Genomic DNA, 16,856 nt, shown 5'->3' with positions numbered 1-16,856 from the left:
GTAAAATCCGCGATGCGACGGGGAAAACGTTGCTTTTTGCAGCAGTCGTTTCACCGTCGCAAAATATGTGTTGACGCAATGAGTAAAATCTCTAAAATGCGCCTCCGTGGTTAGCAATACTGTAATGTATTGCAGGTAGGCGAAGGTGGCGGAATTGGTAGACGCGCTAGCTTCAGGTGTTAGTGTCCTTACGGACGTGAGGGTTCAAGTCCCTCTCTTCGCACCAATAATCACAAAGTTTATATCGCGTGCACTGCGCGAAGGTGGCGGAATTGGTAGACGCGCTAGCTTCAGGTGTTAGTGTTCTTACGGACGTGAGGGTTCAAGTCCCTCTCTTCGCACCATGCGGTGATATAAACAGACAACTACGATGCGAAGGTGGCGGAATTGGTAGACGCGCTAGCTTCAGGTGTTAGTGTTCTTACGGACGTGAGGGTTCAAGTCCCTCTCTTCGCACCAACGTTGTCACACTTCTTCTGCAGTACATCCCCATTGATTGTTACCACTGCTATCACGCCTTTGCGTGATATTGTCGTTTCTGCTCGCCGTTAAATGACGTGAAAATTCACCGAGATAGCCGCCAGACCGCCCGCCAGCGCCAGGCAGGAAGGCAGCAGCAGATAATGACGCAGACGATGGTGGAACAGCATCACCACGGTGAGCAGCAGCGCGACGATCATCACTAAGCGCCACTGGCTGAAACTCGGCTCCCACAGTGCAAATACCGGCATGGCCGCGCAGGGCAGCAACACGCCCCAGCCGCTATCCAGACGTTTTCCCATCACCCAGCTTACGCCCCACAAGCCGCAGGCGGCCATCATCGCCATGATCATCGCGCAACCCTTCAAATGATAAATATTCCCATTATCATATGACAATATTTCTCATCTTGCAGCGAATTTTTTGCCCTGCCCGCGCCGGATGACAGAATTACTGGAAAATGATAGATTGCCGCCGATAACTATTTTGATAACACAGCAAAAACGTGCTCACTATCCGCGTTGTGGGATTATTTCCTGCGGGTAGCGCTTTGATATTTCAGGGCTGTCACGAGTAATAATAATGAAATTACAATCTTATGATGAGTTGAAACACAGCAAGTATCGGCTGTCGCTGATGCTATTTTTGTTTTTGAATGTCGCCGTTTCGCTTTTTTGTCTGCTGCCGTTTTTCGGCACGGATAATCCCATCAATTCGCTGCCGGTAACACTGGTGGCGGGCTTTAGCACCACGCTGCTGGCGCTATGTTTAATCGCGCCAAATCTAAAATTCCCGTTATTAAATCCTGTCGCATTGCTATTAGGCGCGCTGTGGGCCTGGCATATCAATCATCGTTACCATCTGGTGTTTTATTTTGACGGTAGCTTTTTAATAATCAGTCTGCTGAGCGTATTTTTTATCAGCGCGATTGCCCTGAGTGATTATTTGCTTGCGTTCTGTTTACATATTACGCCACCGGTATTAACCGTACTGTTACTGGACGATGGTCAGCATTTAATGACCATTCTGTTCACCATTACGCTGCCGCTGATCGGCTTCTCGCTGCACCATTTGATGCGCCGCCGCTTCGACACCTTCACCCTGCGGCTGGTGCGCCAGCTGTATGAGGAGAAGCAAAGTTTCAGCGATTTGAGCATGCTCGATCCGCTCACCGGCCTGTATAACCGGCGCGGGCTGAAGAACCGGCTGGATACCATCATGGAAAATCATGCCGGCAGCCACTTTGTGCTGCTGCTGGATATCGATCACTTCAAGGCCTACAACGATAACTACGGTCATGCCATGGGCGATCAGGCGCTGGCGCGGGTGTCGGTTGCCATTCGCGATGCGGTGCGCTCGCGCGATGTGGTGACGCGCTACGGCGGCGAAGAGTTTCTGGTGCTGATGACCAATGTTAACGCCTCGATTGCCATGAAGCTGGCCGAACGCATCCGTCAGTACGTGGTTGATCTGGAAATTCCCCACCGCTTCAATGATAAAGTCTCGACCCACGTGACCATCAGCGCCGGTATCGCGCCGATTTTCGCAGAAGACTTCGACCAGGCGGTGGCCAACGCCGACCGCGCGCTGTATGTGGCGAAGAATCAGGGACGTAACACCATTCTGGCGTGGGAGGATTTACCGAAGCTGGCGCCGGTAAGCAGCGATCTGGTGTAAGCGGTGCGGCGACAACGCCGCGCCCTCTCCGGGGGATTTCACGCAAAATGCGCGGTGGCCAGGCAGTGAGCGCTGCTGGCATCTTGCTCAGTGAATCGGGAACGATTATCATTTGTTTTTCGCTTCCCGTTTTCACTCAGGAGCCGCATGGCCATCATCACGCGTCAGGATCATCGCTTTAGCGCGCATCCGCTGATCTTTATGCAGAGCGATCGCAGCTTAGCCAGCGCGCTGGAAGATCTGATGTGCGACCAGCGCAGCTACATGCGGGAAAACGTGAAGCTGGGCCAGCCGGCCCCCGCAGGCACGCTGACGCTGGCCGAATGGTCCACGCCGTTTCACTATCGCCGCCTGACGCAGCGCTACAGCGACTATCTCTATCGCCACCATCCCGATGTTCCGCAGGAAGCCAAACCGCTGCAGTCGCTGTGGGCCCAGTGGTATTTTGGCCTGCTGCTGCCGCCATTAATGCTGGCGCTGCTGCAGGAGCCGCGCGCGCTCGACTGCTCGCCGCAGCGTATCCACGTTGAGTTCCACGAAAACGGCCATCCCTGCGCCTTCTGGATTGATGTGCAGGAGGATGAGGATGCGCGCTATCTCAATCCGCAGCAGCGTATCGAACGCCTGATTCAGCACGGCCTGATCCCCGCCGTTAACGGCATGGCGCAGCACGGTGATATCAACGCGCGGCTGATCTGGAACAACTTAGGCTTCTCGTTTTACTGGTTCCTTGGCGAACTGCAGCAGCAGCTGCCTGCGGCCACCCGGCATCAACTGGAACAGGCGCTGTTTTTCAGCAAATCCCTGTCCGACGGCAGTGATAATCCGCTGTATCGCACCATGATCCCGCGCAACGGCGCGATGGAGCGGCGTAGCTGCTGCCAGCGCTATCGCATTCCGGACGTCGAACGCTGCGGTAACTGCACGTTAAATGCCGTGTAAGCGCGGCGTATTCTGTTACAGATTCTCCGTTTCTCCCGTTTACAGCTTTCCCGCCTTATGGCAGCTTTTACGCTCTGTTTTTACCGGAGAAAAAAATGAGCCTGGAGTCGGTACGGCACTTCTTTGCCGAACACGCACCGGATATCGACATCATCGAGATGCCGGAAAGCACTGCCACCGTAGAACTGGCCGCACGCGTACATGGCGTGGCGCCGGGGCAAATCGCCAAAACCCTGTCGCTGAAAGTGAAAGAGAGCGTGGTGCTGATTGTCACGCGCGGCGACGCCCGGCTGGATAACCGCAAGCTGAAGGCGGCGCTCGGGGCAAAAGCGCGCATGCTGAGCGTGGATGAGGTGGTGAACTGGACCGGCCATCCGGTCGGCGGCGTGTGCCCGTTCGGGCTGGAAAATCCGCTGACCGTCTATTGCGATGTGTCGCTGCGCAGTTTCGATGAAGTGTTACCTGCGGCCGGTTCGATTCACAGCGCGGTGCGCATTTCGCCGCAGCGCATGGCTGAGCTCACGGCGGCGAAATGGATTGACGTCTGCGAGGCGCGTTAACGCGTCTCTTTCGCCACCGCCCCGGATATTTCGATGCCGCGCGTCTCGCGGCCAAACGCCACGAACACGCAAATCAGCACCGCCACCGTGCCGGCGACAATCGCCATGCCCAGTCCGTAGTTACCGCCGTGGGCTTCGGCAATGCGTGACTGCAGCGTGGCGTTGACCGAAGCAATTAAATTCCCCAGCTGATAAACGAAGCCCGGCAGTACCGCACGCGCATTGGCCGGCACCAGCTCGGTCAGGTAGGTCGGTACCACGCCCCATGCGCCCTGCACCATAAACTGCATCAGGAACGCGCCGATCCCAATCGCCCAGGAACCGCTGGAGAACGCCCACAGCGGCAGCACCGGCAGCGCCAGAAACGACGCCAGCATGATGGCTTTTTTACGCCCGATACGCTCGGACAGCGAGCCGAACGTAATGCCGCCGAGCATCGCCGCGATGTTATAGCCGATGGCGATAATGCTCACCGTGTGGGCGTCAAACTGGTGCTGCACTTTCAGGAACGTCGGATAGAGATCCTGCGTGCCGTGGCTGAAGAAGTTAAAACAGGCCATCAGCAGCACCATGTAAATACAGATTTTCCAGTGCTGGCGGATGATGGGCAGCAGCGCGTGATTCTCTTTACGCTCGCGTGCCGCCAGCCATACCGGCGATTCCGGCACTTTAAAATAGATAAACGGCAGCAGCAGAATCGGCAGCGCGCCAATCAGGAACATGCCGCGCCAGCCCACCTGTTCGAAGAACAGGCCAAACACTATCGACGCCAGCAGATAGCCGCACGGATAACCGGCCTGGAAGATGCCGGACATCAGGCCGCGCGAACGGTCGGGAATGGTTTCCATCGCCAGCGAAGAGGCCACGCCCCAGATGCCACCCATCGCCACGCCGTAAATCACGCGGAAGGTCAGGAAGGCAGCAAAGTTGGGCGACCATGCCGACAGCAACTCAAACAGCGAAAACAGCACGATGTTGAGCATCAGGATCGGCCGGCGGCCATATTTTTCCGCCAGCCGGCCAAAGATCAATGCGCCCACCGGTCGTACGGCCAGCGTCAGCATAATGGCAATGGAAACATCGGAGACGCTGGTGTTGAAGTAGCGCGCAAGATCGCTGAGCACAAACACCAGAATAAAGAAGTCGAACGCATCCAGCGTCCAGCTGGCGAAACTGGCGAAAGCCACGTTGCGCTGGGTCGCAGTCCAGTTAAACATAAGGGTATCCTGTCTGATTGCTTCCGGCTCGCGGCCAGATTTTTATTGGAACGTTATCCAGCGAATGGTTGCACTGGTTATTATTGTGTTAACCATTTGTATATAGCATGTCAGAAAGGCGCCGCGCGGCGGGGAATTGTCAGCGAGTGATTCGCGATGTAAGGAAGCGTGTCGGCAGGAAAGCGGCGCACGGTACTCCGGCCGGGAGACCGCGCGCCGCAGCAAAATCTCAGCGTTTCAATCCGTTGAACGTCTGCTCAATCACTTCCAGCAGCAGCGGATTGTTTACGTTCTGCATCACATGCACCAGTGCGCCCGCGTCCGCCGGCACGCCGACATCCAGCCGCAGCGGCGTGCGATAGCGCCAGGTCTTGCCGCGCGTGGCACCGGGACGCAGCTCAATATCGACGTGATAATCCACGCCGTCCGCCACGCGCTGGTTGAGCAGCCAGGCAATGACCAGCGCATCGTGGATCCAGCAACCCGGCAGATGGCGGGTGCGGATGGAGTAATCAATCCACGGTCGCAGCGTTTCGCGCACAAACTGCGGCAGTGGATGATCGCAGGCGGTCAGGCGCGTGAGATCCTGATGGGTCAGCAGCGTCTGCGTGGTGGCATCCATTGGCACCAGCGTGATGGTGGCGCCGCTGTGCAGCACCTGATGCGCCGCTTCCGGATCGAGGCCAAAATTGGTGTCTTTGATGTAGTCATCCAGCGCGAATACGCCGCCCATAATGACGATCTCCGCTACGGAATCCGCCATCTGCGGATAGCGCTGCAGCGCCTGCGCCACGTTGGTCAGCGGGCCTATTGCCACCAGCGTAAACTCGCCGGGATTGTCACAAATCAGCTGGCCCATCACGCCCGCCGCATCGTTGCCGTCCGCTGCCACCATCTGCGGCTGACGCACGCCGCGCCACAGTTCGCCCAGCGCCGGGTCGGCGACGTTATCCAGCCGCGCGCGCCACGGCGCCGGATCTTCGCGCAGCGCCTGCAGCGCGCCCTGCACTACCGGAATGTTCAGTCCGAGCCGCTGCAGCAGATCTTTAGCCACCCGCGCTCCCACCGCGCTCGGCGTGTTGCCGCTCACGGTGGTGATCAGCTCAACGGCCAGCGCGCGTGACGCCAGCGCTAAGGCCAGCGCCAGCCCGTCATCGGTGTTAGCGCCAGCAATACCATTCCCCGGATCACAATCAATAATTAGTCTTTTCATAATGTTATATATTTATTTTTGTTGAGATAGCTGGCAGCCACAGGACTCACCGATCTCCAGATGGTGAGGAAATTCGGCCAGCTGCGCCTCGCCATGACCGTTTTTCAGCATGGCGATGGCGCTGCGTGCCATTTCGCGCAGCGGCTGGCGCACGGTGGTGAGCGTGGGCACATGAAAGGCCGACTGCTCGGTACCGTTGAAACACACCAGCGCGACATCGTGCGGCACGCGCAGGCCATGTTCGGACAGCGCGCGAATACAGCCAATCGCCTGCCCTTCGTTACTGGTAAACAGCGCGCGCGGCACCCGGCCGCTGGCAATCATGCGCTGCCCGGCGTCGTAACCGCCCTGGCGCGAATAGCCGGCCGGAAAAATCAGCGCTTCATCTACCGTCAGCCCGTGCTGCGCCATGGCGTCGCGCCAGCCCTGAATACGATCCTGCGCGTTAAGCATCTCACGCGGACCGCTGATCATGCCGACCTGCTGATAGCCGTGGCTGAGCAGATGCGCCGTGACCTGGCGCGCCGCTTCACGTTCGTTCACGCACAGCATGCTGACGCCGGGACGCGGTTCGATGCGGTCCAGCATCACCAGCGGCGTTCCGCTCGCCTGGATGACGTCAATATAGGGATGGCGATCGACGCTGGTGTAAAACAGGCCATCCACCTGACGATTCAGCAAACCCTGAATCAGCTCCAGCTCGCGCTGGCGATCGTCGCCGGCATCGCCCAGCAGCATTACGTGGCCGTGGTTCAGCGACTCCTGCAGCAGCACGTGCGCCATTGAGGCGACAAACGGGTTTGCGATATTCGGCACGATCAGGCCAAAGGTTTTGGTACTGCCGGAGGCCAGTGCGCGCGCCACCGCATTCGGGCGATAGCCGGTTTGCTGGATGGCGGCCAGCACGCGCTGACGCGTGGCTTCGGCCACCGGACGCGGTCCGTTGTTGATCACATAGCTGACCACCGCCACCGAGGTTCCGGCGGCTTTGGCGACGTCACTGCGTGTCACATTTCCGGTTGGGGATTTCGCCAATATTGCCTCTGCGTTAATGCCGCTGGCCGGGAGTACCGGCCAGCGTAATCAAAGAATGTTGCACGATCCTGCGCGTCAGATAGCATCCTCCGGCAGATTCAGATCGCGTCCGCGCGTTTCCGGTGCCACAAAGGTGGTGAGGAAACCGATGGTCGCCATGGCCGAGAAGTACACGGCAATCGGCCACCAGTGGCCGGTAAACGACAGCAGCGCCGCCGCCACCAGCGGTGCGGTGCCTCCTGAAAGAATAGACCCCAGCTCTTTGGCAACCGCCATTTTGGTGTAACGGTGTTTAACGCCAAACATCTCCACGCCCCATGCCGCCTGCACGCCAAAGATGCCCAGCGACGCCAGCGCCATCCCCACCACAATCACCGGAATCACGATGGCCGGCTCGCGGCTGTCCATCAGGCTAAAGGCGGGCCAGGCGTAAACCATCAGTAACAGGCAGAAGCCGCGATAGGTGATGCGTCGGCCAAAGCGGTCCGACAGCCAGCCGGCAAACGGGATGATCAGGAAACCGAGCAGCGAGGCGATGAACACCGCGGTGGTCGGCACCGATTTGTCCAGCATCAGCACTTTGGCGACGTAGCCGACGATAAAGCCCTGTGCCAGATAGGACGGGCCGTTCTCACCGATGCGCAGGCCTACCATGGTCCAGAAGGCGCGGCTGCGCTGCCAGAAGCTGCGGCTGTCGGGTTGCGTCGCGCTTTGCGCCAGCGTTTCATGGCGCTGCGCCTGCAGTTCCGCCTGCTGACGCTCAAACACCGGCGTTTCACGCAGATGACGGCGAATCCACAGCGCGACCGCAGCAATCAGCACGCTGCTGAGGAACGGAATACGCCAGCCCCAGTCGAGCAGCGTGGCTTTATCCATCTGAATCACCGCCAGCCACACCAGCGACGCAATCAGCGTGCCGCTGTTGGAACCAAGCGCAATCACCGACGACACCAGGCCACGGCGCTCAACCGGCGCGTATTCACCCAGCATCACCGTGCCGCCCGAGAGCTCTGCGCCGGCGCCCAGCCCCTGCGTAAAACGCAGCAGCACCAGGCAGGCCGGCGCCCACAGGCCAATCGTTGCATAGGAAGGAATCAGGCCGATCAGCGTGGTCGAAGCGCCCATCAGAATGATGGTGCTGATCATCACTACCTTGCGGCCCTTGCGATCGCCAATCCAGCCAAACAGCAGCGCCCCGATCGGGCGTGCAATAAAGCCGACCGACCAGGTGGCAAAGCTGGAGAGCAGCGCCATCGCCGGGGTGGCTTCGGGGAAGAACACATCGCCAAAAATGATGCCGGCAGCGAGGCCATACAGGGCGAAATCCGCGTATTCCATCGCGGTGCCCAGCCAGCAGGAGAAGGTGGCGCGCCAGAAATCTTTGCGCCCGGAGGTGGTTTCCAGCCGCGCATCGGCGGCGGAAGCGGGTGAACCTTGTTGCGTAACGGAATGATGTACCGTCATAACCATTTCCCTGAAAGAGGTGAAAACAGTAAACGCCCATCCGTGGGTCGGTTCCCTTGCAACAAGCGGAACTCCCCGGTGGCGACGTTCAGTAGGCAAACCTGGATGAAAGGTCAGTAAGGAATTCCCTGGTGTTGGAATTCATCTATTTGCCTGATTTCGCCGATGTTTTTTTCATCGATCGCATTAGTACGGCAAATGTAACTGGGTCATCTCAAGGCCAACTTCGTCTCTGGCACCGTGAGTTGTCACTGTGAAGACAGTCTATCTACGCGCGTAGATAAATCAAGTGATCAACAGGAAAATAATTAACTTATCTTCACAATGGTGCAGGATAAAAAGATAAAAACGGCGTTAATTCATGACATTACATTACAGCCAGCGTCATTAAAAAATCCACGCACGCTGCGTGATTAACGACTATTGCTTATCATTGGCAAAAACGGCGACCAAACTTTCACCGCGCCGTTTTCGCACATTTCAGTTAAGTTTTGATGACACCCGGGCATTATTCTTAAAACCGCCCGGGCCGCGCGAAATCCTGCGCGCCTGCAGTAGACTGGATGACCTTCACTCAGGAGCATCATGACCATTATCCTCATGCGACACGGCAAGCCAGACCATCCGGTAAGCGGGCGCTTTACGGCGCGGGCGCTGGCGGACTGGTGTGAAGGCTACGACCAGGCGGTGATTTGTGATGCGCCGCCGCCGCGCAGTATGGCGATTGCGCGCATGGCCAGCGTGATTGCCTGCAGCCCGTTGCCGCGCGCGCGTTCGTCGCTGGCGCGGCTCGGTCTGCAGGCGCAGGACGTGGATGAGGTGTTCAGTGAAGTGGCGATGCCGCTGCTGCCGTTCGCGCGCCTGCATCTGCCGCTGACGCTGTGGCTGGCGCTGCTGCGCCTGCTGTGGCTGTGCGGTTACGCCGGACGCGTGGAATCAGTGCAGCATGCCCGGCAGCGCGCGCAGCGGGCGGCAGACAAACTGATAGCCCTGTCGCAACAGGGCACGGTGCTGCTGGTGGGCCACGGTATTATGAACAAACTGATTGCGCGCCAACTGCGCAAACGCGGCTGGCAGGCAGAAAAACACGCCAGCAGCCGCCACTGGAGCAGCGCGATTTATCACCGGCCGTTTATTTGATGGCGGCCTTCGCACTCAGGACGATAGCTGAAAGTAGCTCAGGACTTCGCAGCCGGTGCCAGCCTGCGGCGTGGCGATGACCTTCATCTGCGTCAGATCGATCAGGCTAAGCGAACCGTCACCCTGATTAGCGATCAGCAGGCTGCGGTTATCGGCGCTAAAACAGCCATCCATCGGCTGATTGCCGACCGCAACGTCACCCAACGGATTAAGCAAGTCGTCAAACAGCGTCACCACTCCTTCCCCGTCGCCAATCGCCACCAGCCGCTCACCGTTGGCGCTGAAGCGCACCACCTGGCACGGCTGCTGATGGCCGGGCAGCGTGATGCGCTGGCGGATACGATGGCTCTGACGATCCACCACGTACAGCAGCGGCGCGTCTGCCGCGCTGGCCACCAGGTAAGGGTGCTTTGGCGAGGCGGCAATGCCGGCAATCGGTCCCGGCAGCAGGATGTTATCAATGATGCGCCCTTCCGCCTCGCACAGATCTACCACCGTGATGCTGGCATCCTCTTCGTTTTCAGTAAACAGCTTGCGGCCGCTGGGCGACAGCGTCAGCCGGTGCGCGTTGTGCGACGGCAGCCGGATAGTTTTCTCCAGCGTGTCGCTGTGCGGATCGATCACCGCCACCGCGGCACTGTGTTCACAGCACAGATACACTTTGCCATCGCGTCCCAGCTGGCCGCTGTGCGGCGCCTTGAGCGGTGACAGATCGATAAAGCCGCGAATCTGCCGGCGGCGCAAATCGATAATTGCCACCTTGTGCCCCGGATGCGGATTGTCGCCGTGGACGCCATCACCGTAGATCGGCACATACGCCTTCTCCAGCGCGGGCAGCATCAGCAGCTCATGCGGTCGCGGCGGTAAGGCATTCAGCTCCTGCTCAACGGCGAAGCTGTCGGGATTGAGAAACAGCACGCGGTTGCCCTGCTTATCAACCGCCAGTAACCCACGCTTGTGTGGCTGCATAGTGTCTCCTTTTTTTCGTTGCCTGCTCTAAGCGTAGCTAACCTGCCTCCGCGTTGGGCAAGCGGCGGCGAGGCCAGAGGAAAATACAGCGCGGTTAACGGACCGCCGATCGCTCATTTTTATTCCGCGCCGCAGCCTGCGCCTGCAGAGGGTTATTTTATTAGGAATAGTCTTAATCGAGCAAAAATAAAAAACGCCGTCCCCCATCATTTTATTGATACCTCTTTTTAGCCATCCCGGATCCCGGCGTTTCCGGTAAATCTGAAAGCGAAAAAAATTCGTAGCCTTGCCGCTGCGGATCGATTATTAAGCAAGGGTAGTCTTTTTACACACAGCCGTCAGGACACATAAGCGCGCTCAAGCCGCCAGCATCAGGGAATCTTTGCTCCCCATAATCACAATAATCAGGTGCATCATGACAAAAAAACGTTTCCAGCCAGCCCTTACGCTCTGGCAACACTGGCAGAGAATCGCCTTCACCGGCCAGACATTACTGCAGAACAAACAGCATACTGCGCTCTGCGCGCCGGAATATGATCCCAGCGAAGAGGACAATATCGTGTTGCTTTCGGGTGAGAAAGCGCTGCCGGAAATACCCAAAAAAATCTGGATGTACTGGGACAATGAATATTTACCGAAATCGATGGCGTTAAATATCCAGCAGCTGCGTCAGGATAATCCCGACCATCAGGTGTATGTATTAAACCGTTTAACGCTTAAAGAAGTCCTGCCGGATTTTATTTTTACCTCGACACAATTAAGCGAGCAGCAAAAAAGTGAAGTCATTCGCCTCGAATTATTATTACGCTACGGCGGTATTGCGATTGACTGCAGCACGCTGTTATTTGAAGACCTGAGCTGGGTGCACCGTGCGCATCAGGAACGCCGCATGGATGTGATTGGCTATTACCGCGAAATTGCCACCGTCAACTATCTGGCACCGGTGATTGAAAACTGGTTTCTCGCCGCTGCGCCCAATAATCCTTTTATTCGCGAGTGGCAAAAACAGTACGCGCCGATCAAGCATCTGGGGGCGCACAACTATTTTAATGAGCTGGCAAAGCGCGATGATTTTGCCCTGCTGACTCAGAAAATCGCCGAGCCGGCACAGCAGCTGGGTTCGCTGGCGCAGCAGGCGGCGATGCGCGAACATCGCCGCGTGAACCTGTATCTGCGTAAATGCGAGGCCAACGCCTATTACTATCAGCGGCTGAGCAACTGGCAAAGTGACGCCTTTGCGCACACGGTGCTATTCCATCAGCGCCCGCATACGCCGCCGCCGGTGATCAAGCTGAGCGGCATTGAGCAGCTGCATCTCGACTTCAATCTGCGTCTCGGTAACTATAACCGTCGCAGCCTGCTGGGAGCGATGATGCAGCCTAGTACACCGCTCAGCGCGCCGCTGGCCTCACCCATCAACAAAGCGCGTGCGTAGCCAGTGGATAAAGGTGGTGACGGCACGCGGCACCTGCGCTGCGTAGGGCCGCACCACCCACAGGCGGTCGGCAAAGGCATCGACCGCCTGCCACTCCGGCAGCACCTGCTGCAGCGTGCCGCTGGCCAGCGCCGCGCTGGCGCTAAAGTCTGGCAGCATAGCAATGCCCAGCCCCTGCAGCGCAGCGTCACGAATCGACTCGCTGTTATTAGTGGCGAAATTACCCTGAATCTTCACCTGCACCGTTTCGCTGTCATCGCTGTGCAGACGAAAGCGCCACTGCGGCGACTCCAGCCCGCGCGGATAATAGAGGCAGTTATGCTGCTGCAGCGCCTGCGGCGTATCTGGCGTACCGTGACGGGTCAGATAGTCCGGCGCGGCCACCAGCAGCGTGCGCGTTTCACACAGCGGCAGCGCGACGTGCGTTTCCGGCAGCTGCTGACTGTGGCGAATGGCGAGATCGAATCCTTCGCTGCCCAGCGACACCAGCCGATCGCTGACGTTGAGCTGCAACCGCACCTGCGGATAGTCGCGCAGAAAGTCGCCGATAATCGGCACCAGCTGCTGCCGGGCAAACGCTACCGGCGCGCTGATGCGCACCAGACCGCGCACCGGCCCGGCTTCGTCACGCACGCTAAAGAAGCTCTGCGCGATGCGCGCAAACGGCTCACGCAGGTCGTCCACCAGCTTTTCACCGGCCGACGTCAGCCGCACGCTGCGCGTGGTGCGCTGCACCAGCGCCACGCCCGCCATCTGCTCCAGCTCTTTGATTTTCTGGCTCATCGCCGCTTTACTGACATCCAGGCGTTCAGCCGCGCGGGTAAAACTGCCCTGTTCCGCCAGCACCGTCAGCCAGTGCAAATGCACCCAGAGTGCATCGGTTTTAATTTCTTTCATCATGATTGTTCAAAATAATAAATAATCATTTTAATCAGCGCGCTTTTTCTTTCCGGCAGCAAGCGGCAGCATAGCGTTTCATCCTACTCTTTCCGCGTGGGCAAAAACGAGGATTTATTGATGCCGTTACTGACTTTTGATGTTATTCAGGGCCGTTCTGAAGCAGAGATTCGTACCTTACTCGACGCCGCGCATCGCGCGGTACTCACGGCATTTAAGGTTCCGTCGCGCGATCGTTATCAGATTGTTCATGAAAACAAGCGTTATCAGATGGTCTTTCAGGATACCGGGCTGGGCTTTGCGCGCAGCGACAATCTGGTGATGGTGCGCGTGTACACCAGCCCAAGAAGTGAAGAACAGAAAACGCACTTCATGGCAGAGTTAGCGCGCGAGCTGCGGGAAAATTGTGGCGTGCAGGGCAACGATCTGATGATCAGTTTTATCACCAATAGCAAAGGTGACTGGAGCTTTGCCGACGGCGAAGCGCAGTATCTCACCGGTAAGCTGTAACACCCGCGCCCGCCCTGGCTGGCAGCAGCGCGCCGGTTGCTGCCAGACTAAATCAGACTCCGCCTAAACCCGCCTTAAACGATTCGCAATGCATCGCACAAATCTGGTTGGATGTGTTGCAGCCCTGTGACAGCCAATATAGATTGACGCAAAACCCCCGCAGAGGGCCGCAGACGCAGGTAACGCGTTCTTTTTACTTTATGTGAGGATCTGCCGTTGGAGTTGCTTTCAATAGTGCTCTTTTTGGCTGCGATCGCAGTCTATTCGTATAAAGCCGGGCGAAATAAATTCTGGTTTATCCTGATCTTGCTGCTGCTCACCCTGTTCATCGTGCTCAACGCCACGCTGTATGCCAGCAACTATTTTACTGGCGATGGCATCAACGATGCGGTGCTCTATACCCTGACCAACAGCCTGACCGGCGCGGGCGTGAGCAAATATGTGGTACCGGCGCTTGGCTTGATCATCGGCCTGTTTTTACTGTTCTGTTTTCTCTCCTGGGTGCTGCGCCGGCATAAACGTCCGCATCATCTCGGCTGGAGCCTGCTGGCGATCGCCTGTGCTGCCGGCTCGGTGCAAACCACGCCGGCGTTTCGCCAGGTGAAAGAGCTGATCGCCTCCCACGCGCGTCAGGCCGACTCGGATTTCGAAACCTATTACAAAACGCCGAATAAGCAGATTAACGCGCCGAAGCTCAACCTGGTGTATATCTACGGCGAAAGCCTTGAGCGCACCTACTTCGATCAACAGGCTTTTCCTGGCCTGGCACCGGAGCTGAGCCGCGAAAAAGATCACAGCATTGACTTCAGCAACACCGAGCAACTGCCCGGCACCGATTACACCATCGCCGGCATGGTGGCGTCGCAGTGCGGAATTCCGCTGTTTGCGCCGTTCGACGGCAACGCCTCGGCTTCGCTTTCCAGCTTCTATCCGCAAAATATCTGCCTCGGCGATATCCTCAAACACTCCGGCTATGAGAACTGGTTTATTCAGGGCGCAGACCTGCGCTTTGCCGGCAAAGACACCTTTTTGCTGTCACACGGTTTTGATGCCGCCAACATGTACGGCTCGCAGGAGCTGAAGAGCCGCGTCGCCGACCCTAACTACCGTAATAACTGGGGCTTTTACGACGATACGGTGATGGATGAGGTGTTTGAAAAATATGAGGAGCTGTCGCGTCAGCAGAAACGCTTTGCGCTGTTTACGCTCACCGTGGACACCCATCATCCGGACGGCTTCATTTCGCGCAGCTGTCAGCACAAAAGTTACAGCTATGACGGTAAACCCAATCAGTCGTTTAGCGCGGTGGCCTGTTCCCAGGAGCACGTGGCGCGCCTGATTGCCCGCATCAAAGCCTCGCCGTGGTTTAAAAATACCGTGATTGTGGTGAGTTCCGATCATCTGGCGATGAATAACACGGCGCATCAGTATCTGATCAAGCAGCCGCGCCGCGATCTGTTTATGGTGATCCGTGGCGATCAGCCGCAGGCCGAGGTGCTGGACGGCAAGCGCAGCACGCTGGATAACGGCGCCACGGTGCTGGATATTCTCGGCGGGGATAACGCGATTGGCCTTGGCCGTAGCGGGCTGTCTTCGGCCTCGCTCTCCAGCCAGTTCGATGACATGGCGAAGAAAGTCACGGCGTGGAAAGCCGATATCATTCAGCTGTGGAATTTCCCCAGCCAGATGAAGACGTTCACCATCGACCAGCCCAAAAATACCTTTAGCTTCTCGGGCGCGACGTTCAGGCTGCCGATCCTGTTCCGCGTATCCGATCATCAGGTAGAGCCGCTGCCGGAAGGCGAATACGCCGCGCCGCTGCGCTTCCAGCTGGCCGATTTTGCCGCCAGCGATAAGTTTGTCTGGGTCGATCGCTGCTTCAAAATGGGCCGGCTGTGGCAGCCGGCGCTGGCGCTGTCGACCGATCTCTGTCTGGCGATGGGCCAGACCGGCGGACAACCCACGGTGACGCGCATCGACCAGCCGGTGTGGCAGGGCAAAGCGCAGTTCCCGCAAGTAAAGGTCAGTGCGGCGACCTATCAGCTCAACGAGCAGCAAATGCGCATCGAGGATAATGCCATTCGCTACCAGGCGGACAGCTTCCTGCTGACCGTGCCGGGCGCGCCGGCCAGCGTGAAGCGCTTTAGCGGTATTTCACGGCCGGAAAGCTGGGGACGCTGGTCGAACGCCAACCTCGCGCCGGAGGTGAACATTGAATATGTCGATCCGCTGCCGGCGCGTTTTGACGTGGTGATCACCGCACGCGCCTATGGGGCTAACGCCCATCGACCGATTCCGGTGCGCGTCGGCGAGCAAGTGCAGCAGCTCAATCTGGGTGACGCGTTCTCCACGCAAACGCTGCATTTCACCAACCCCGGCGCCAGCCGCAACCTGATCATCACGCCGCCAGAACCACAGCTGTCTAATCTCGGCAACATTACCGGTCAGGATCCACGCAAACTCGGTATCGGCATGGCGGAGATAAAAATAATTCCGCAGCCCGAAAATTGATAGAAATGCGTGCCAGACCAGGGCCTGCCAGCGTGCAGGCCCTTTTTATTGCCGCTTAGCGTTACTCTTTGTACGAATTGATATTTTTCGAGACGTCGCGCAAAATCCACATCATCACATGGTGCAACTATCACCACCTGGATAACCTTGCAGGCAACAGGAAAGGCGACCAGGAGCAACAGGGATGATACCGACGATGATGAACACCCATAAGGCATTCAAAGCGCTGCAGCAGGCGGGCGTGGCCGATCACCAGGCCGAAGTGATGGTCGACATTTTTGCCCAAATGCAGCAGGAAAACAGCCTGACCAAAACGCACCTTTCGCAGGCCATGGAAGGCGTGATGCGGGCAAATCAAGCCACCGCGCAGCGTGTCGATAAACTGGCACAGAGCCTCAGGCATTTTGAAAATGAGGTCCGCCATACGTTTAAAGCCATTGAGCTGCGGTTTGATAACGTCGATGAGCAATTCCGGAAAATTGATCAACGCTTTGAACAAATCGATCCACGCTTCGAAAAGATGGATGCGCAATTCAAAGAAATCGATAAACGCTTTGAAAAGGTGGATGCGCAATTCAGGACAATCGATCAACGTTTTGAACAAATCGATGAGCGATTCAGGCAAATTGATAAACGCTTTGAAAAAGTGGATGAGCGCCTGCTGGATCTCGACCATCGCATGCAGCTCGGTTTCAATGAGCTCAAACGCGATAATCTGTGGCATCGGCGGCTGTTGATGGCGATGGCCAGCGCCTTTGTGTTGTCAGCCGCCAAATATATTTTTGCCGGTTAGCCGGGCAGCCAGC

15 protein-coding genes and 3 tRNA genes are annotated in these 16,856 nt (G+C 57.5%); 11 read left to right on the top strand and 7 right to left on the bottom strand.

Annotated features, from left to right (window positions below; genetic code table 11):
* The first annotated feature begins 139 nt into the window (after window positions 1–139).
* The 3 genes from C1N60_RS03320 to C1N60_RS03310 all read left to right on the top strand — a co-directional run bounded on the left by C1N60_RS03320 (window position 140) and on the right by C1N60_RS03310 (window position 459).
* Window positions 140–226, top strand: a tRNA-Leu gene (locus C1N60_RS03320).
* Window positions 227–257: 31 nt separating this feature from the next.
* Window positions 258–344 (top strand) — tRNA-Leu (locus C1N60_RS03315).
* 28 nt (window positions 345–372) lie between these two features.
* Window positions 373–459: transfer RNA gene (locus tag C1N60_RS03310), tRNA-Leu, on the top strand.
* Between the two features lie 89 nt (window positions 460–548).
* On the opposite strand, the gene C1N60_RS03305 is transcribed toward C1N60_RS03310, so the two are convergent.
* Window positions 549–833 (bottom strand): DUF1435 domain-containing protein, encoded by a 285-nt coding sequence (locus tag C1N60_RS03305; RefSeq protein WP_058757170.1) that lies wholly within the window; start codon window positions 831–833, stop codon window positions 549–551.
* A 229-nt stretch (window positions 834–1,062) separates the two neighbouring features.
* Between C1N60_RS03305 and C1N60_RS03300 the strand changes: the two genes are divergently transcribed.
* The 3 genes from C1N60_RS03300 (at window position 1,063) to C1N60_RS03290 (ending at window position 3,659) form a co-directional block, all read left to right on the top strand.
* Window positions 1,063–2,157, top strand: a complete 1,095-nt coding sequence (locus C1N60_RS03300) for a GGDEF domain-containing protein (protein WP_021506772.1) — start codon at window positions 1,063–1,065, stop codon at window positions 2,155–2,157.
* 147 nt (window positions 2,158–2,304) lie between these two features.
* Entirely contained in the window at window positions 2,305–3,099 is a 795-nt protein-coding gene (fhuF, locus tag C1N60_RS03295) for a siderophore-iron reductase FhuF (protein WP_088516711.1), read from the top strand.
* 95 nt (window positions 3,100–3,194) lie between these two features.
* The gene (locus tag C1N60_RS03290) at window positions 3,195–3,659 is read left to right on the top strand and encodes a YbaK/EbsC family protein (protein WP_021506770.1); all 465 of its coding nucleotides are present in this window, start codon (window positions 3,195–3,197) and stop codon (window positions 3,657–3,659) included.
* Here the strand turns inward: C1N60_RS03290 and C1N60_RS03285 are convergent.
* From C1N60_RS03285 to C1N60_RS03270, 4 genes are all read right to left on the bottom strand, one after another.
* The gene (locus C1N60_RS03285; RefSeq protein WP_021506769.1) at window positions 3,656–4,876 is read right to left on the bottom strand and encodes an MFS transporter; all 1,221 of its coding nucleotides are present in this window, start codon (window positions 4,874–4,876) and stop codon (window positions 3,656–3,658) included. The two genes, C1N60_RS03290 and C1N60_RS03285, sit on opposite strands and share 4 nt — an antisense overlap.
* Window positions 4,877–5,105: 229 nt before the next feature.
* Window positions 5,106–6,089: a nucleoside hydrolase gene (locus C1N60_RS03280; RefSeq protein ID WP_059011088.1), complete on the bottom strand. Its 984-nt coding sequence runs from the start codon at window positions 6,087–6,089 to the stop codon at window positions 5,106–5,108.
* 12 nt (window positions 6,090–6,101) lie between these two features.
* Window positions 6,102–7,124, bottom strand: coding sequence for a LacI family DNA-binding transcriptional regulator (locus tag C1N60_RS03275; protein ID WP_058771438.1), 1,023 nt, complete (start codon window positions 7,122–7,124; stop codon window positions 6,102–6,104).
* A 75-nt stretch (window positions 7,125–7,199) separates the two neighbouring features.
* Window positions 7,200–8,588 (bottom strand): MFS transporter, encoded by a 1,389-nt coding sequence (locus C1N60_RS03270; RefSeq protein ID WP_021506766.1) that lies wholly within the window; start codon window positions 8,586–8,588, stop codon window positions 7,200–7,202.
* A 585-nt stretch (window positions 8,589–9,173) separates the two neighbouring features.
* Between C1N60_RS03270 and C1N60_RS03265 the strand changes: the two genes are divergently transcribed.
* Window positions 9,174–9,728: a histidine phosphatase family protein gene (locus C1N60_RS03265; RefSeq protein ID WP_021506764.1), complete on the top strand. Its 555-nt coding sequence runs from the start codon at window positions 9,174–9,176 to the stop codon at window positions 9,726–9,728.
* 15 nt (window positions 9,729–9,743) lie between these two features.
* Here C1N60_RS03265 and C1N60_RS03260 read toward each other — a convergent pair whose 3' ends face one another.
* Complete coding sequence (locus C1N60_RS03260; protein WP_262257144.1) at window positions 9,744–10,697, bottom strand: YncE family protein; 954 nt, start codon at window positions 10,695–10,697, stop codon at window positions 9,744–9,746.
* Between the two features lie 415 nt (window positions 10,698–11,112).
* On the opposite strand from C1N60_RS03260, the gene C1N60_RS03255 reads away from it, so the two are divergent.
* Window positions 11,113–12,132 carry a glycosyltransferase family 32 protein gene (locus C1N60_RS03255; RefSeq protein ID WP_264441984.1) on the top strand — a complete coding sequence of 340 codons (1,020 nt, stop codon included), beginning with the start codon at window positions 11,113–11,115 and terminating at the stop codon, window positions 12,130–12,132.
* On the opposite strand, the gene C1N60_RS03250 is transcribed toward C1N60_RS03255, so the two are convergent.
* Complete coding sequence (locus C1N60_RS03250) at window positions 12,106–13,029, bottom strand: LysR family transcriptional regulator (RefSeq protein ID WP_021506761.1); 924 nt, start codon at window positions 13,027–13,029, stop codon at window positions 12,106–12,108. The genes C1N60_RS03255 and C1N60_RS03250 overlap by 27 nt on opposite strands.
* Window positions 13,030–13,149: 120 nt before the next feature.
* Between C1N60_RS03250 and C1N60_RS03245 the strand changes: the two genes are divergently transcribed.
* From C1N60_RS03245 to C1N60_RS03235, 3 genes are all read left to right on the top strand, one after another.
* Window positions 13,150–13,539, top strand: a complete 390-nt coding sequence (locus tag C1N60_RS03245) for a tautomerase family protein (RefSeq protein WP_394521393.1) — start codon at window positions 13,150–13,152, stop codon at window positions 13,537–13,539.
* 210 nt (window positions 13,540–13,749) lie between these two features.
* Window positions 13,750–16,050: a phosphatidylglycerol--membrane-oligosaccharide glycerophosphotransferase gene (gene opgB / locus C1N60_RS03240; RefSeq protein ID WP_394521730.1), complete on the top strand. Its 2,301-nt coding sequence runs from the start codon at window positions 13,750–13,752 to the stop codon at window positions 16,048–16,050.
* 241 nt (window positions 16,051–16,291) lie between these two features.
* Entirely contained in the window at window positions 16,292–16,843 is a 552-nt protein-coding gene (locus tag C1N60_RS03235) for a hypothetical protein (protein WP_394521392.1), read from the top strand.
* The last annotated feature ends 13 nt before the right edge of the window (window positions 16,844–16,856 follow it).

It is taken from the genome of Pantoea sp. SGAir0184, from assembly GCF_043544755.1.
Note: the sequence above shows the minus strand (reverse complement) of the source record. Positions and strands in the feature narration are given on the sequence as shown.

Excerpts from the sequence above, each read along its gene's own strand:
- C1N60_RS03305 (WP_058757170.1), bottom strand. The coding sequence starts at position 833 with ATGATCATGGCGATGATGGCCGCCTGCGGCTTGTGGGGCGTAAGCTGG.
- C1N60_RS03245 (WP_394521393.1), top strand. The coding sequence starts at position 13,150 with ATGCCGTTACTGACTTTTGATGTTATTCAGGGCCGTTCTGAAGCAGAG.
- C1N60_RS03290 (WP_021506770.1), top strand. The coding sequence starts at position 3,195 with ATGAGCCTGGAGTCGGTACGGCACTTCTTTGCCGAACACGCACCGGAT.
- C1N60_RS03300 (WP_021506772.1), top strand. The coding sequence starts at position 1,063 with ATGAAATTACAATCTTATGATGAGTTGAAACACAGCAAGTATCGGCTG.
- fhuF (WP_088516711.1), top strand. The coding sequence starts at position 2,305 with ATGGCCATCATCACGCGTCAGGATCATCGCTTTAGCGCGCATCCGCTG.
- C1N60_RS03255 (WP_264441984.1), top strand. The coding sequence starts at position 11,113 with ATGACAAAAAAACGTTTCCAGCCAGCCCTTACGCTCTGGCAACACTGG.
- C1N60_RS03265 (WP_021506764.1), top strand. The coding sequence starts at position 9,174 with ATGACCATTATCCTCATGCGACACGGCAAGCCAGACCATCCGGTAAGC.
- C1N60_RS03260 (WP_262257144.1), bottom strand. The coding sequence starts at position 10,697 with ATGCAGCCACACAAGCGTGGGTTACTGGCGGTTGATAAGCAGGGCAAC.
- C1N60_RS03250 (WP_021506761.1), bottom strand. The coding sequence starts at position 13,029 with ATGAAAGAAATTAAAACCGATGCACTCTGGGTGCATTTGCACTGGCTG.
- C1N60_RS03270 (WP_021506766.1), bottom strand. The coding sequence starts at position 8,588 with ATGACGGTACATCATTCCGTTACGCAACAAGGTTCACCCGCTTCCGCC.
- C1N60_RS03285 (WP_021506769.1), bottom strand. The coding sequence starts at position 4,876 with ATGTTTAACTGGACTGCGACCCAGCGCAACGTGGCTTTCGCCAGTTTC.
- C1N60_RS03280 (WP_059011088.1), bottom strand. The coding sequence starts at position 6,089 with ATGAAAAGACTAATTATTGATTGTGATCCGGGGAATGGTATTGCTGGC.